Raw genomic sequence first — 14360 nt, 5'->3', positions numbered from 1 at the left:
CTGGAAATGAATGAAAGCAAGGATAGAATGAGGTTCTTATGAAAAAATCACATATCTTGGATGGAGTCAATCAAGCTAGATTTCTCCCTTCTTATATTTTGTCTCTTTTACTGGCTGTTATTTTTGTGCAAGGAGGACAGCAGTTGGCCTATCTTGCTTTGGAGCCAATTTCTGCTTTCCTAAGTCTTATGCTAGGTTTCTTGGGGCAAGGCGGATTCTTTGAAATCTTCTTCAATTTTGCCCTGCCTTTTCTCTTATTTGGCTTTGTATTTATGATACTGGCTCTCTTCCTCTGGGTGCGCTGGGCTGAAGGACGATCGCTCGCGACTCTAGGTTTTGTCAAAAAAGGAAGCTTGGTGGAGCTGGTCAAAGGATTGGCAGTAGGTGTTCTCCTCTTTAGTCTAGTCGCTTTGCTTATGATGTTGAGCGGAGCTGGCTCTTTCGAATGGGGACAGCTGACGCTGGAACCTTTTCTCTATATCTTGATTTTGCTTCCGCTCTGGATGATTCAAGGGGGAGCAGAAGAGCTAGTGACACGAGCTTGGCTGCTGCCAGTTGTTGTCAAAAATACCAACCTGCCCATCGGTTTGCTGACTTCAAGCCTGCTCTTTGCCCTCTTGCACCTAGGCAATCCAGATATTGGTATTCTTCCCATTCTTCCCATTCTTAACATTGCCTTATTTGGCCTCTTTGCAAGTCTCTATCTGCTCCGGACGTACAATATCTGGGGGATTATAGGACTTCATGCTGCTTGGAACTTTACCCAAGGAAATATCTACGGTTTCAGCGTTAGTGGTACTGGCGTTGACGCTGCGGTCCTGAACTTTATTCCTAAGACGGACTTGAGCTGGCTGACTGGTGGAGCTTTCGGCGCTGAAGCCTCTATTTTCAGTTCGCTCATTCTCTTGCTGGCTGTCATTTACTTAGTTCTCAGGATGAAAAAAGAGGGTAGGTTGACAGAGATAGTGGGAAAGTCACGATAACTTTACTAATGTCTCTCCTTTGCTTATCCTAAAATAATATGCTATAATAAATTCAAACAAGGAAAGGAATAATGATATGTTTAAATCTCGTATGTTGGATGCTATCAAGCAATCACGCTATATCCCGCCAGTTTGGTTGGCTATCTTGATTGCTATTGGTTTTGTTTATGTAGGTCGTTTTTCTGGAATGTTCGGAATGTTTCCGATTGGGCTTGTTATTGGTATTTTGTTCCGTGCGACAAATCCCACTGGCGGACAAGCAGCACTTATGGAATTTTTCCGTCACTATAGTCTATTTTTTGAACTATTTACTTTCTTTTTTATCGCTCTTGTTGTCTTTCTCTGGGTTCGATATCGTGAGAAGCGTCCTTTTTCTAGTCTGGGATTTTATAAACAAGACTGGTTCAAAAATCTCCTCAAAGGCTTCCTTATTGGAGCAGTTCAGTTTTCAATGGTTGTGGTCTTGCTCTTGGTTACGGGGACAGGCAGTCTGAAATTAGGTCAGGTTAGCTTGCAGTCTTTGATTTTTGTTGTAGCTATCATTCCTTTCTGGATTCTGCAAGGTGGGACAGAAGAGCTAGTGACGCGTGCTTGGCTCTTTCCAGCGGTTAGCGCTAAGTCAAATATCTTCATTGGTATCTTGATTTCTAGCGCCCTATTCGGGGCTCTGCACCTCTTTAATCCTGGTGTGAGCATTCTTTCCATTGTCAATATCATATTAGACGGTATCTTTGCTTGTTTCCTTATGCTCAAGTATGATAATATGTGGGTACTGGCTGGTATGCACGGCGCTTGGAATTTTGTGCAAGGAAATATCTATGGTATTCAGGTCAGTGGCCAAGGAGCATCTACCTCAATCTTGAACTATAGCTCACAATCTTCTGTGGATTTGCTATCCGGTGGGGCTTTTGGTGCTGAAGGATCTATTTTTGCCAGTATCGTCCTGATTGGCTGCATTGCCTATCTTTACTGGTCACTAAAGAAAGAAAATCGCCTGCCTCAGGTGCTGATGTTTAAGAAATAACCATTTCGCCCAGTTGAGCTGGGCGTTTTTATGTCTTTTAACGAGAGGTGTGACAAGAGACAGACGATGGTAGCAGCGTGGCCATTCTAGCTACACCCAAATCCAGAGAAAATAGGGCAAATATGGTAAAATAATAGAAGCACAATTTAAGGAATAAAAGATGATTAACAGAATTACAGATAATAAATTTGAATTGGTTTCTAAATATGAGCCTTCAGGTGACCAGCCTCAGGCTATCGAGCAGCTGGTGGACAATATCGAGGGGGGCGAGAAGGCCCAGATTCTCATGGGGGCGACTGGTACTGGTAAGACCTATACCATGAGTCAGGTTATTGCTCAGGTCAATAAGCCGACTCTGGTTATCGCCCATAATAAAACGCTGGCCGGCCAGCTTTATGGTGAGTTCAAGGAATTCTTCCCCAATAACGCTGTGGAATACTTCGTTTCCTACTATGATTACTACCAGCCTGAAGCTTATGTGCCTTCCAGCGATACTTATATTGAAAAGGATAGCTCGGTCAATGACGAGATTGATAAGCTACGTCACTCAGCGACATCAGCCCTCTTGGAGCGCAATGACGTGATTGTCGTGGCTTCGGTCTCTTGTATTTATGGTCTGGGTTCGCCTAAGGAATACTCTGATAGTGTGGTTAGCCTGCGTCCTGGCTTAGAGATTTCCCGTGACAAGCTGCTTAATGATTTGGTTGATATTCAGTTTGAGCGTAATGACATTGACTTTCAGCGGGGGAAATTCCGGGTTCGTGGCGATGTGGTGGAGATTTTCCCAGCTTCCCGGGATGAGCATGCCTTTCGGGTAGAGTTTTTCGGAGATGAAATTGACCGGATTCGTGAGGTTGAAGCCTTGACCGGTCGAGTCTTGGGCGAGGTGGACCATTTGGCCATCTTCCCAGCCACTCACTTCGTAACCAATGAAGACCACATGGAAGTAGCCATTGCCAAGATTCAGGCCGAGCTGGAGGAGCAGCTGGCTATCTTTGAGAAGGAAGGCAAGCTTCTGGAAGCCCAGCGCTTGAAGCAACGCACGGAGTACGATATCGAAATGCTGCGTGAAATGGGTTATACCAACGGCGTTGAGAACTATTCTCGCCATATGGATGGTCGAAGCGAAGGAGAGCCGCCTTATACCCTTCTGGACTTTTTCCCTGATGATTTCTTGATTATGATTGATGAGAGTCACATGACCATGGGACAGATTCGGGGCATGTACAATGGTGACCGCTCTCGTAAGGAGATGCTGGTTAATTATGGTTTCCGTCTGCCGTCTGCCTTGGACAATCGTCCGCTGCGCCGGGAGGAGTTCGAGAGCCATGTTCACCAGATTGTCTATGTATCGGCTACGCCGGGCGACTATGAAAATGAACAGACGGATACTGTTATCGAGCAAATTATCCGGCCGACAGGGCTTCTGGATCCAGAGGTGGAAGTCCGCCCAACCATGGGGCAAATTGATGACCTCTTGGGTGAAATCAATGTCCGTGTTGAAAAGAACGAACGTACCTTTATCACAACCCTGACCAAGAAGATGGCTGAAGACTTGACCGACTACTTCAAGGAAATGGGTGTCAAGGTCAAGTACATGCACTCAGACATCAAGACCTTGGAGCGGACTGAGATTATCCGAGACCTGCGCTTGGGTGTCTTTGATGTTCTGGTTGGGATTAACCTGCTGCGCGAGGGAATTGACGTGCCTGAGGTTAGTCTGGTTGCAATTCTTGATGCAGACAAGGAAGGTTTCCTCCGCAACGAGCGTGGCCTGATCCAGACCATCGGCCGGGCAGCCCGCAACAGTGAAGGTCATGTGATTATGTATGCAGATACCATGACCCAGTCCATGCAGCGCGCTATTGATGAAACTGCCCGCCGTCGGGCAATCCAGATGGCTTATAATGAAGAGCATGGCATTGTACCTCAGACCATCAAGAAAGAAATCCGTGACCTAATCAGCGTGACCAAGGCTGCCCTGCCAGACAAGGAAGAAACAGTCGAAATCGAAAGCCTCAGCAAGCAAGAGCGCAAGGACATGATCAAGAAGCTAGAAGGTCAGATGCAAGAAGCTGCCGGCCTTCTCGACTTCGAGCTGGCCGCACAGATTCGCGATATGATTCTGGAAATAAAGGCGATGGATTGAGGGATAAATATGATATGTTTAAGAAAACTAGTGGAAGAAGATCTAATGCCTTTGTGGGAGATTGCTTATTCGCATCCCAATCCAATTTGGAAACAGTATGATGCTCCTTACTTTGATGATTATCAGTGTTTTCCAAGTTTTGAAGAGTTTAAACTACAAAAATCAGAATATTTTCTAAATAACTCGAATCGTTTAGGAATTTTTGTAGATTATAAACTAGTTGGAACTGTTTCACGTTATTGGGAATGCCAGCAAACAAGATGGATGGAATTAGGAATTGATATCTATGAGAGTGAATTCTGGAATGCTGGCATAGGAACAAATGCTATGTTGCAGTGGATAGATAGGAGCTTTCAGGATTATTTAGAACTAGAGCATTTGGGTTTAACGACTTGGTCGGGAAATTTTGGTATGATGAAATTGGCTAAAAAATTAAGGATGAAAAAAGAAGCTCATATTCCAAAAGTTCGTTACTATCAAGGTGTTTATTTTGATAGTATTAAATACGGAATTTTGAGAGAAGAATGGGAGAAAAACAAATGGTCATCACTATCAAAGCAATGAAAACAGCTGAGGAGATAGAAGGGAAATCCCGAGTTCATTGGCAGACATGGCGAGAAGCTTATGATAGCATCTTGCCAACGGAATTTCAAGAGCAGATGACTTTGGATAAGTGCCGTTTTTATAGTCAAAAGTATCCTGAGAATACCTTGATTGCCTTGGATGATACGAAAGTAGTTGGCTTTGTTAGCTATGGTGATTTTCGAGATTCAGCTACGATAGCGGGTGAAATTTTCGCCTTGTATGTCTTAAAAGATTATTATGGCAAGGGTGTAGGACAGCAGCTCATGCAGGCTGCTTTTGCTGCCTTGGATGGTTATCAAGAGATTATATTATGGGTTTTAGAAGATAACAAACGTGCCATCGCCTTTTATGAAAAAATGGGTTTTGTTTTTGATGGTGAGGAAAAGGTCATTGACCTAGGAAAGGCTGTGAAAGAAAAACGGATGATCTACTCGAAAAACTCTAACAGTTAGTTTGGAAATAATAGATATATTTGTAAGGAGCATTATATGCGTTATGCACTTTTACTCCGTGGCATCAATGTCGGCGGAAAAAACAAGGTCGTTATGGCTGATTTGAAGAAAGATTTGGCTGGGTTGGGTTTTGAAAATCCAGTTTCCTACATCAATAGCGGCAATCTTTTCTTTGATAGCGAGGAGCAGGAGGAGAGGATTCGGGAGATATTGTCGGCTTATTTCAGTCGGTCTTATGATTTTCCTCTGCCTTTTGTCCTTGTCAGCTCTGCCATGATTCAAAAAGAAACAGCCAATCTTCCTGCTTGGTGGAAGGATGAAACAGCTTTTCGGCGAGATGTTCTCTTTTATCTGCCGGAGACAGATAGGGAGAGCGTTCAAGAGCTGGCAGGCAGCTGGGCAAATGACAAGGAGCAGCTGCACTTTGGGCAGACGGCTTTCTTTTATAGCAACGCTGACCAAGCAGATTATCTCAAGTCCAACTACCATAAGAAACTGCTCAAATCTAGTTTTTACAAGCAACTAACTATCCGAAACGACAAGACTTTCCAGAAGATTGTGGAGTTGGTGAATGAGAAGTAAGACCAAAAAGAAAAGTAAAAGTTCAGGGGAATAAGTTTATCATTTGGTTGGAAAAGCATTGGCTAGTAGAAGCTCTTTTAGGATATATATTCTTTATAATGGTTGGGATTGGCGTGGGGTATTTAACATTTGGTAATGAGAGTATTCCTGCTCCGCTTCATGAGTTTAAATATATTAGCCCTTTATATTTAAATTTGACACTCTTGATTGTTCTTCCATATTATTCCTGGTTTGGAAGTCTAAGAGAAGAAGGGCTCAACACACTAAAAGGTTTTTCAGAATTTTTTCTTTATCTTAATGGTCTAGGTTTTCTTTTGCATTATTTTGTAGGAATAGAATTAGAAGACGGAGAGGGGTTTCTGCCACCATTGTGGAACCTGAATCCTCGCTATGTCTGGTTTCCGATTGCTACCTATCTAATCTTTTTCTTTATACCAGCATTAACGATGTTGATTTTGAAATATAATGAAAAAAAGAGGAAAAATCATGACAAAAGAAAATCTGTCTAAATTATTTTCATTTAAAACACTCTATCTGGCCTTGCTAACCTTTGTCATTCTTCATTTGATTTTGTTAGCTTTTGGTCTATCCTTTACTCCGGTTTTGTGGAATGCCTGGTTTTTTATTCTTTGTTTGACCTTCTTTATCCATTCTTGGATAGTCTTTTTTAGGATAAGAGATTTTCATTGGTATCACCTCATTTTTGAATTATTCAGTGCACTAGTGGCACTTTATCTTTGGTTTTCGGCATTCTTTGCTTTGTCAATCATTCCGAATCCAGCCATGCCTATCAATATAGACTATCATATACAAGATAAAGAAATCATCATTGTCAGAGGTTTTGTGGTCCATAGTACCTATGAGCATCATGAATTGATTAATCCTTTTGTCATGAAGTCAGAAGTGAAATATAACGAAGATATGTTTTAATAACTTAGAAAGCGAGTGAATCCATGTCACGTTCCCAAGAAACAATCCTAACAAACATCTGCCTTGTTGAAGATGCGCCGCGTGGTAAAGTCCTAATGCAGTATCGCTCTCCTGAGCGCTATCGTTGGTCTGGATATGCTTTCCCAGGTGGGCATATTGAGAAGGGTGAGTCTCTCCATGATTCAGTTGTCCGTGAAATTTTAGAGGAAACGGGTTTGACTATTACTCATCCAAAACTGGTCGGAGTTAAGAACTGGCATACGGATGATGGGATTCGCTATATCGTCTTTTGTTACAAAGCGACTGAATTTTCTGGTCAGATTCACTCGACAGAAGAGGGAGAGATTTCTTGGGTAGACAAGGATAGCCTGCCGCAGCTGGACTTGGCCTACGATATGCTTGAACTTCTGCGTATGATGGAAGATGAGGAATTATCCGAATATTACTATCACGAGCGCATAGAAGGTGGCTGGCGCAAGAGTATGTACTAAAAAGACTGACTAGGTTGGGGCCTAATCAGTCTTTTTTCTTGTTATTTATTCCTGTAAAAATCCTAGGTCTCTCAAGGCGGCTTCTACATAGTCCAAATCCTGCTGAGAGTCGGCTTGTATTAGGTGATAGTGGACTCCATCTGTTAGCTCAGATAAGGGGCGAAAGGCACAGGATGCGACCTGTTGGAGAAAATGTTGGACATCTCGGCGGCAGGTCAGCTTCAGGTAAGTCTGTATTTCACCGTAAACCGGATGCTCAATCAAAATAGTCTGTACTCGGCCACCATTATCCACGATAGCCAGCAGCTCAGCTTCCATATCCTCAGCCCTATGCTGAACCTTGAAGAGCTGATGAACAGCAGCATTTTCTTGGCGGTCTTTATAAAGATAGCCACGGTTGGTTGAGAGGATGGGGGCACCATCAGCCCGCAAGAGGGCAATATCTTGCACGATAATCTGCCTAGTCACATGGAAATGTTCAGCAAGTGACTGGCCATTGAGGGCAGCAGATGATGTTTTCAAAAGGTTTAATAGTTCTTCTCGTCTTTGCTTGGTCATAGCTTCATTGTAAACCAAAAGTCAGGAATCTTCAAGCTCTAGCGAATCTTTTTCAGCGCTTGATAGATGAACTTAGCAATGACAAAGTCGACTATGCTATGGATGACCGTACCAAGTCCAACCAAACCAAATAAGATATGGAAAGCATTAGCTGGATAGGCAGACGTTGTGTAAAAGAGGATGCAGACGACCACTTCGCCAAAGGCATGAATCAAGGCTAGTAGGAAATTAAATATCCAAGTCTTCTTCTGGCTGTCCAGTGTGTCCGGGTGCTTTTGAAGATAAAGAGCGCCTATGCTAGCGAAGAGCAAGTGGGACAGGGCCCTAAGCGTGATGATAAAAGGAAGCCCAGACATTCCAAATCCAATAGCAGAACCAATCACGACAATCACCGTCATGAGAGGGGAGATAAACATAGCCAGAAAGATAGCGACATGACTGGCTAAGGTGAAGGAAGCGGGCGGAATGACAATTTTAATCGGCATAACCAGTGGGATAACAATAGCTAGTGCAGTCAAAAAAGCGGTCAGTGTCATAAACTGATTTTTAGATTTTGGTTTCATAGCGACTCCTTTTTATCTGTATATACACTAGTATAGTACACTGTTTTTGCAGAAAGGTCAAGACCTGTAGGAAATCCTAAAAGAGATTTGTCAAAATGCTTAAAATAGCTTATACTAGAAAGGTGTGGAAATAGGAGCAAACTAGATTTTTAGGATTTAGTTGACCTTCACATTGATTAGTATTCTGCTGGACTTGAAAAATGAAAGAAGAGCTTAATCATATATAGAAGGCTGGTATGGAAATTTAGCAGCCTCGACTAGAAATGGAGAAAAAATGAATAACTTACCAAACTGCCCCAAATGTAATTCTGAGTATGTCTACGAAGATGGAACGCTCTTGGTCTGTCCAGAGTGTGCCTATGAGTGGAATCCAGCTGAGGTCCAAGAAGCAGAAGAAGGACCAGTTGCAATTGATGCTAATGGCAATAAGCTGGCTGATGGTGACACAGTTACCTTGATTAAGGACCTGAAGGTCAAAGGAGCACCCAAGGATCTCAAGCAGGGAACGCGCGTGAAAAATATCCGCATCGTGGAAGGCGACCATAATATCGACTGTAAGATTGACGGCTTCGGTGCGATGAAGCTCAAGTCAGAGTTTGTTAAGAAAATTTGAGGTCTCTATGAATCGTCGTTTTATCTTAATTTATCGAATTATTCTTTTTATCCTGGCCTTTTTGGGTGTGTATCTGGAGATCACTAAGTATGGCGTGGGCATGCTCATGTACTATACGGTTTTGTCCAATCTCTTGGTCCTGCTCTTTACTGGCTATCTGGTCTATCTGATGATGAGAACTGGCGATGCTTGGAAGGCGCCGAAAATCTTGAGAATCAAGGGTGGGGTAACCATGTCCATCATGATTACTTGTGTCGTTTATCACCTCTTGTTGGCTCCAATTGCGACTGATTTTTACCGTCTAGAGAATTTTCTGTGTCATTATATAGTACCCTTGGCGTTTCTTCTGGATACAGTAATCTTTGACAAATCACGCCAGTACCGCTGGTTTGATCCGATTTCTTGGACGAGTGTGCCTTTGGTCTACATGGCCTTTGCTCTCTTTAATGGCTTTTTCTTGAAAATAAATATTCCAAGATCCAAGGATAATCCATTTCCTTACTTTTTCCTCAATGTCTTTAAGAAAGGCTGGCACTATGTCATCCAGATGTGTCTGATTATTTTTGCAGCCTACCTGATCTTTGGTTTTGTCTTTTACGGTATAAAGTCCATCTCTTTCTCAAAGAAGAAGACTTCTTAGAGACATGTTACTATAGATGAAAAACAGATTTGCTCTGTTTTTTTATTTTACTTCGATTTTTTCTTGCCAATATCAGATTTGTGTGATATAGTTAACTAGTTAATGATTAACCGGTTAAACAAAAAGGAGGAAGGAATGAAACACAATCAAAAACTGTTAGGTTTAGTAGGAATCATCTTAGCTTGTAACCTTTGCTTGGCGGCTTGTCAGTCTCAGCCGTCTCAACAGGAAAGCAGTAAGGATAAGGTTAAGACTAAGCAAGAAGTGAAGAAAAAAAGCAAGGCAGCCAAAAAAGCTCAAGTTCCCGGTGTTGATAAGCCGACAGATGATGGTTTTCTCTTCAAAAGTGAGTCACAAATTAAAGCTAGAACCAGTGAAGGTCTGATTTTAGAGCATGATGGTCATACGCATTTTATCTTTTATTCTGACTTAAAAAATAGTAAATGGGCTTATCTGATACCAAAAGATGGGCAAGTGCCAGGCGGAACGGATCAGCTAGCAAATCACATGAGCACTGCTGATGATGGCTATGTTTTCAATCCTAGAGACATTGTGTCAGAAGACCAATACGGCTATGTTGTGCGTCACGGGGATCATTTCCATTACATTTTAAAACAGTCTGTGGGTAATCTTGCTCAAGCACCAAGCTATGGTCCAGCTCCCGCAAGCAATCCTACTGGACCTGTTTATCAGCCAAGGCTTAGACCGTCTGTTCCACAGCAGCAAGGGACAACTAAACGCCAATTTGCTGGGATTGATTATCCTACAAGTGATGGATTCTTATTTAGAGGCACAGGGGTAACAGGCAAACTTGCTACTGGCTTGCTGGCAGATCATAATGGTCATACTCATTTCATCCCCTATGAGCAGCTGATTGCTTCACCTTGGGAGTCATTGATTCCAGCGGAACATAAGAAAGCTGCTGAGGATGCCTACTATGGCCGGCAAGGGCAAGAACAGCCTTCACCAGAACCGTCGCCAGCACCAGCACCAGCTCCTACACCTGAGCCTGCGCCAAATCCATCAGACGAGGAAGAAGAAATTGCCAAGAAAAAGGCCTATTTGGCTCAGCAATTAGGAATCGATGAAAGTCTGATTCAAGTGAGCGATACAGATAAAGGAAAGGTATTTATCTATCCGCATGGTGATCATAGCCATTCGACTTTGATCAGTGAGATTGATACGGCCAAGCCTTTTGACCCTCATGGAAATCCGCATGCTCATGACGCAGTTGGTATGGCAACTTTGAAAGCTCTAGGATTTGATGATGAAATCATTGAAGATATTTTACATGCTACGGCAGATACCCCATTCCCATCAGATGAGACGGATACGGAAAAGATGAAAGCCTGGCTGGCAACTGTGAAGTATCTAAATATCGGCCAGCGCAAAGATCCGCTGGAAAGAAAAGGCTTGGAACTGATGCCAAATATTGAAGTTCTGGGGATTGGCTTTACTCCGATAAAGGACATCAGACCAGTGCTGCAATTTAAACATTTAAAACAGCTGTGGATGACAAAGACAGGCGTTACCAACTATGATTTCTTAAAAGAAATTCCGACCTTGGAAGGCTTGGACATTTCCCAGAATGGCATCACTGATTTATCTTTTTTGAAGGATTATCCGAACCTTAAAACAGTGGCAGCAGCGGGAAATGACCTTACTGATATTACACCTTTAGCTAAGCTGAAAAATCTGGAGTCATTGAACCTTGACTACAACAATATCTCAGATATTTCTGCTTTGACCAAGCTTTCAAAATTAAAAGCTGTAAGTTTAGAGCACAATCAACTGCAAGATGTTTCTGCTCTGAGCCAAAAAGAAAATTTAACAAGGCTTTTCTTATCCAACAACCCAAACTTAAATCTCAATACCCTCAAAGCTTCCCATCTGGAAGAATTAACAGCTGACAATTCCAATGTTGAGAACTTGAATTTCCTGAAGTCTAATCCAAATCTGACAAATCTAAGCCTAAATGGCAATCGTCTGACTTCGCTGGCAGGAGTTGAAGCTGCTAAGAATTTAGTAACTTTGTCCGCAAGTCAAAACAAGATTACATCTTTGGACATTCCAGCCGCTCAGTCTTCCTTGAAGAATTTAAACTTGGCTGAGAATGAGCTGAAAAACTTGGAAGGAATTAATCAGTTTAGGGCTTTAGACAATCTGGCTGTCAACAAGAATAAAATCATAACCTTGGCGCTGCAGGAACCAAATAAGACGGTGACTTATATCAATGTCAGCGACAATCACATTCCCAAAGAAGAGCTTGAATTGAACGAAAATAAAATTCCGAAAGCCTTGGCGCAGCATTTCCCAGATGTTCAGGGTGGCAGCATTGACAATAATAAGCCGGCCGATGCAAAGGACGAAAAGAAGGAAGAGCCTAAGCAAAGTGAGCCTAATAAGGCAGATGTCCAAGAGAAGCCAGCATCCGATAAGCCAGCCTCAGCTGAAGCCAGCAACCAAGGAGCTTCAAACGATAAGGAGCGTCCAGCTGGAACTCCTGAAGCGGACTTAAATGAGCGAACGGTGGATTCAGAAAACTCTTCTAAGCCATCATTAGAAGAAGCGCCAACTGCTGAAAATCCTGAATTAAAAGATGAGCTAGCTCAAGCAGAAAACAAAGAAAATCAAAAGGATCCAAAAGATAAGGAAAAGGCGGAGAAAGAGGCTAGTCACTAATCCTTATCCAGTCAAGCAGAAAAAATACAATTTTTTTCTTGAAATAGTTTTGAATTTGTGATATAGTATAAAAATTAAATAATCCTTTAATTCTATCCAGAGAGATAGACAAGGAGCAAGTAAAAAGATGGGTGAAGTGTAAGCAAGTGCGTCTTGTTTTAGCTTGCCTGACTGGATTTTTCTGAAGTCTCCTTGTAATAAGGAGACTTTTTCTTGTTTGAGGAGGAAAGAATGAAAACAAAAGAAGTTGTCGATGACATCACCATGAACCGCGCGATTACGCGGATTACCTATGAAATCATCGAGCGCAACAAGGACTTAAACCAAGTGGTCTTGGCTGGGATTAAGACCCGTGGGGTTCACTTGGCTTACCGGATTCAGAATCGGTTGGCTCAGTTGGAGAATATCGATATTCCAGTCGCAGAAGTTGATACCAAGCCTTTCCGAGATGATATCAAGGTTGAGGAAGATACGACAGTGATTCCAGTGGATATTACCGACCGTCAAGTAATCCTGATTGACGATGTCCTCTACACAGGCCGGACAATCCGAGCAGCTATCGACAATCTGGTCAGTCATGGGCGGCCGTCTCGGGTTGGCCTAGCTGTCTTGGTTGACCGTGGTCACCGCGAGCTGCCTATCCGAGCAGATTATGTCGGCAAGAATATTCCGACTAGCCAAACTGAGGAGATTGTTGTTGAGGTGACTGAGACAGACGGTCAAGATCGCGTGTTGATTATGGGGGAGTAATAAGCTAAATGAGTCAAGATGTTAAGTATGATGTGCATGATATGCCAAAGCCAGGTTTGCTTTTAGGGCTATCCTTTCAGCACTTGTTCGCCATGTTTGGGGCGACAGTCTTGGTGCCAATTCTGGTTGGAATTGACCCAGCGGTAGCTCTTTTTTCCAGCGGTCTGGGAACACTTGCCCATCTGACTGTTACCAAATACAAGATTCCAGCCTACATGGGATCCAGCTTTGCTTATATTGCAGCCATGCAGATGCTGATGAAGACAGATGGTATCGGAGCGGTTGCACAGGGAGCCATCACTGGTGGTTTGGTCTACTTTATTGTAGCACTGATTGTTAAGTTTGCTGGCAATGCTTGGATTGATAAGGTGTTGCCGCCGGTAGTAGTTGGCCCCATCATCATGGTCATCGGTCTGAGCTTGGCTGGGACAGCTGTTAGCGATGTGATGAACAAGACTGTAGCTAATGGCGAAAAGGTTTATGATTTGACCTACTTCATTATCGGTATGGTTACTCTCTTGGCAGTCATCCTCTTTAATATCTATGGTAAGAAGATTGTGGGAATTATCCCAGTCTTGCTGGGCTTGATAGTCGGCTACATCTTTAGCTTGATTCTAGGGGCTGTGACTGGTCAGGAAATCGTTTCTTTTGCTAAGGTTGGGCAAGCTTCTTGGTTCCACCTTCCACCTATGAGTCTGCCTTTCTTGGACTACGATATGAAATTTTATCCGAGTGCGATTTTAACCATGGCGCCTATCGCCTTTGTAACCATGACAGAACATTTCGGGCATGTCATGGTGCTGAATAGTTTGACAGGAAAGGACTTCTTCAAGGATCCAGGACTGGACAAGACCTTGACTGGAGATGGTCTGGCTCAGATTATTGCAGGACTTTTTGGAGCACCGCCAGTGACTAGCTACGGAGAGAATATCGGAGTCATGGCGCTCAATAAAATCTACAGCGTCTATGTCATTGCAGGTGCAGCAGTACTGGCTATTGTCATGAGCTTTGTGGGCAAGGTCTCTGCCCTGCTCCAATCCATTCCGAGTCCTGTGTTGGGTGGTATTTCCATCGCCCTCTTTGGGGTAATTGCTTCGAGCGGTCTCAAGATTCTGATTGAAGCACAGACCAACTTTGACAATAAAAAGAACCTCTTGATTACTAGTGTCATCTTGGTATCCGGTATCGGTGGTCTGACCTTGCAGCTGTCGAGTCTGCAAATCTCAGGAGTTGCCTTGTCAACTATTCTGGGAATTGTCCTCTATCTTGTCCTGCCTGAGCCCAAGGATTGAGCTAGGTGATAAATCATTAACTTTCGTTCAAAAATAGCTTGCTCTCAGAGCGACTTTACTTGCAGC

The 14360-nt window shown here is 43.1% G+C and carries 15 protein-coding genes and 1 pseudogene; 14 read left to right on the top strand and 2 right to left on the bottom strand.

Annotation, left to right across the window (positions count from 1 at the left end):
* Positions 1–38: 38 nt before the first annotated feature.
* The 9 genes and pseudogenes from HMPREF9389_RS02055 to HMPREF9389_RS02095 all read left to right on the top strand — a co-directional run bounded on the left by HMPREF9389_RS02055 (position 39) and on the right by HMPREF9389_RS02095 (position 7196).
* On the top strand, positions 39–983 hold the full coding sequence (locus HMPREF9389_RS02055; protein WP_002930756.1) for a CPBP family intramembrane glutamic endopeptidase: 945 nt from the start codon (positions 39–41) through the stop codon (positions 981–983).
* A 76-nt stretch (positions 984–1059) separates the two neighbouring features.
* Positions 1060–2007: a CPBP family intramembrane glutamic endopeptidase gene (locus HMPREF9389_RS02060; protein ID WP_002930754.1), complete on the top strand. Its 948-nt coding sequence runs from the start codon at positions 1060–1062 to the stop codon at positions 2005–2007.
* A 160-nt stretch (positions 2008–2167) separates the two neighbouring features.
* On the top strand, positions 2168–4156 hold the full coding sequence (gene uvrB, locus HMPREF9389_RS02065; RefSeq protein WP_002930752.1) for an excinuclease ABC subunit UvrB: 1989 nt from the start codon (positions 2168–2170) through the stop codon (positions 4154–4156).
* 9 nt (positions 4157–4165) lie between these two features.
* A pseudogene (locus HMPREF9389_RS02070) lies at positions 4166–4730 on the top strand (GNAT family N-acetyltransferase).
* Positions 4696–5193: a GNAT family N-acetyltransferase gene (locus HMPREF9389_RS02075; protein ID WP_032906593.1), complete on the top strand. Its 498-nt coding sequence runs from the start codon at positions 4696–4698 to the stop codon at positions 5191–5193. Before HMPREF9389_RS02070 ends, HMPREF9389_RS02075 begins: the two are co-directional and overlap by 35 nt.
* 36 nt (positions 5194–5229) lie before the next feature.
* Complete coding sequence (locus HMPREF9389_RS02080; protein ID WP_002930748.1) at positions 5230–5775, top strand: DUF1697 domain-containing protein; 546 nt, start codon at positions 5230–5232, stop codon at positions 5773–5775.
* 47 nt (positions 5776–5822) lie between these two features.
* Positions 5823–6284 carry a hypothetical protein gene (locus HMPREF9389_RS02085; RefSeq protein WP_002930747.1) on the top strand — a complete coding sequence of 154 codons (462 nt, stop codon included), beginning with the start codon at positions 5823–5825 and terminating at the stop codon, positions 6282–6284.
* Positions 6262–6705 carry a hypothetical protein gene (locus HMPREF9389_RS02090; RefSeq protein WP_002930746.1) on the top strand — a complete coding sequence of 148 codons (444 nt, stop codon included), beginning with the start codon at positions 6262–6264 and terminating at the stop codon, positions 6703–6705. The genes HMPREF9389_RS02085 and HMPREF9389_RS02090 overlap by 23 nt, the downstream gene beginning before the upstream one ends.
* A gap of 23 nt (positions 6706–6728) precedes the next feature.
* Positions 6729–7196, top strand: coding sequence for an 8-oxo-dGTP diphosphatase (locus HMPREF9389_RS02095; RefSeq protein ID WP_002930745.1), 468 nt, complete (start codon positions 6729–6731; stop codon positions 7194–7196).
* 45 nt (positions 7197–7241) lie between these two features.
* Here the strand turns inward: HMPREF9389_RS02095 and HMPREF9389_RS02100 are convergent, their stop codons facing one another.
* Both HMPREF9389_RS02100 and HMPREF9389_RS02105 read right to left on the bottom strand, forming a co-directional pair.
* Complete coding sequence (locus tag HMPREF9389_RS02100; RefSeq protein ID WP_002930744.1) at positions 7242–7772, bottom strand: transcription repressor NadR; 531 nt, start codon at positions 7770–7772, stop codon at positions 7242–7244.
* Positions 7773–7792: 20 nt separating this feature from the next.
* A complete protein-coding gene (locus tag HMPREF9389_RS02105; RefSeq protein WP_002930736.1) occupies positions 7793–8317 on the bottom strand; it encodes an ECF transporter S component in 525 nt (174 codons plus the stop codon).
* 274 nt (positions 8318–8591) lie between these two features.
* Here HMPREF9389_RS02105 and HMPREF9389_RS02110 point away from each other — a divergent pair, with 274 nt between their 5' ends.
* The 5 genes from HMPREF9389_RS02110 to HMPREF9389_RS02130 all read left to right on the top strand — a co-directional run bounded on the left by HMPREF9389_RS02110 (position 8592) and on the right by HMPREF9389_RS02130 (position 14294).
* Entirely contained in the window at positions 8592–8930 is a 339-nt protein-coding gene (locus HMPREF9389_RS02110) for a zinc ribbon domain-containing protein YjdM (RefSeq protein ID WP_002897401.1), read from the top strand.
* Positions 8931–8937: 7 nt separating this feature from the next.
* Complete coding sequence (locus tag HMPREF9389_RS02115; protein WP_002930735.1) at positions 8938–9570, top strand: Pr6Pr family membrane protein; 633 nt, start codon at positions 8938–8940, stop codon at positions 9568–9570.
* Between the two features lie 135 nt (positions 9571–9705).
* Positions 9706–12252 carry a pneumococcal-type histidine triad protein gene (locus tag HMPREF9389_RS02120; RefSeq protein WP_032906590.1) on the top strand — a complete coding sequence of 849 codons (2547 nt, stop codon included), beginning with the start codon at positions 9706–9708 and terminating at the stop codon, positions 12250–12252.
* A 231-nt stretch (positions 12253–12483) separates the two neighbouring features.
* A complete protein-coding gene (gene pyrR, locus HMPREF9389_RS02125) occupies positions 12484–13002 on the top strand; it encodes a bifunctional pyr operon transcriptional regulator/uracil phosphoribosyltransferase PyrR (RefSeq protein WP_002930733.1) in 519 nt (172 codons plus the stop codon).
* Positions 13003–13010: 8 nt separating this feature from the next.
* Positions 13011–14294 carry a uracil-xanthine permease family protein gene (locus tag HMPREF9389_RS02130; RefSeq protein WP_002930732.1) on the top strand — a complete coding sequence of 428 codons (1284 nt, stop codon included), beginning with the start codon at positions 13011–13013 and terminating at the stop codon, positions 14292–14294.
* The last annotated feature ends 66 nt before the right edge of the window (positions 14295–14360 follow it).

Origin of the sequence: Streptococcus sanguinis SK355 (assembly GCF_000212855.1) — a bacterium.
Taxonomy (GTDB): domain Bacteria; phylum Bacillota; class Bacilli; order Lactobacillales; family Streptococcaceae; genus Streptococcus; species Streptococcus sanguinis_A.
The sequence above is the reverse complement of the archived record's forward strand: the minus strand, read 5'-3'. Positions and strand labels throughout refer to the sequence as shown.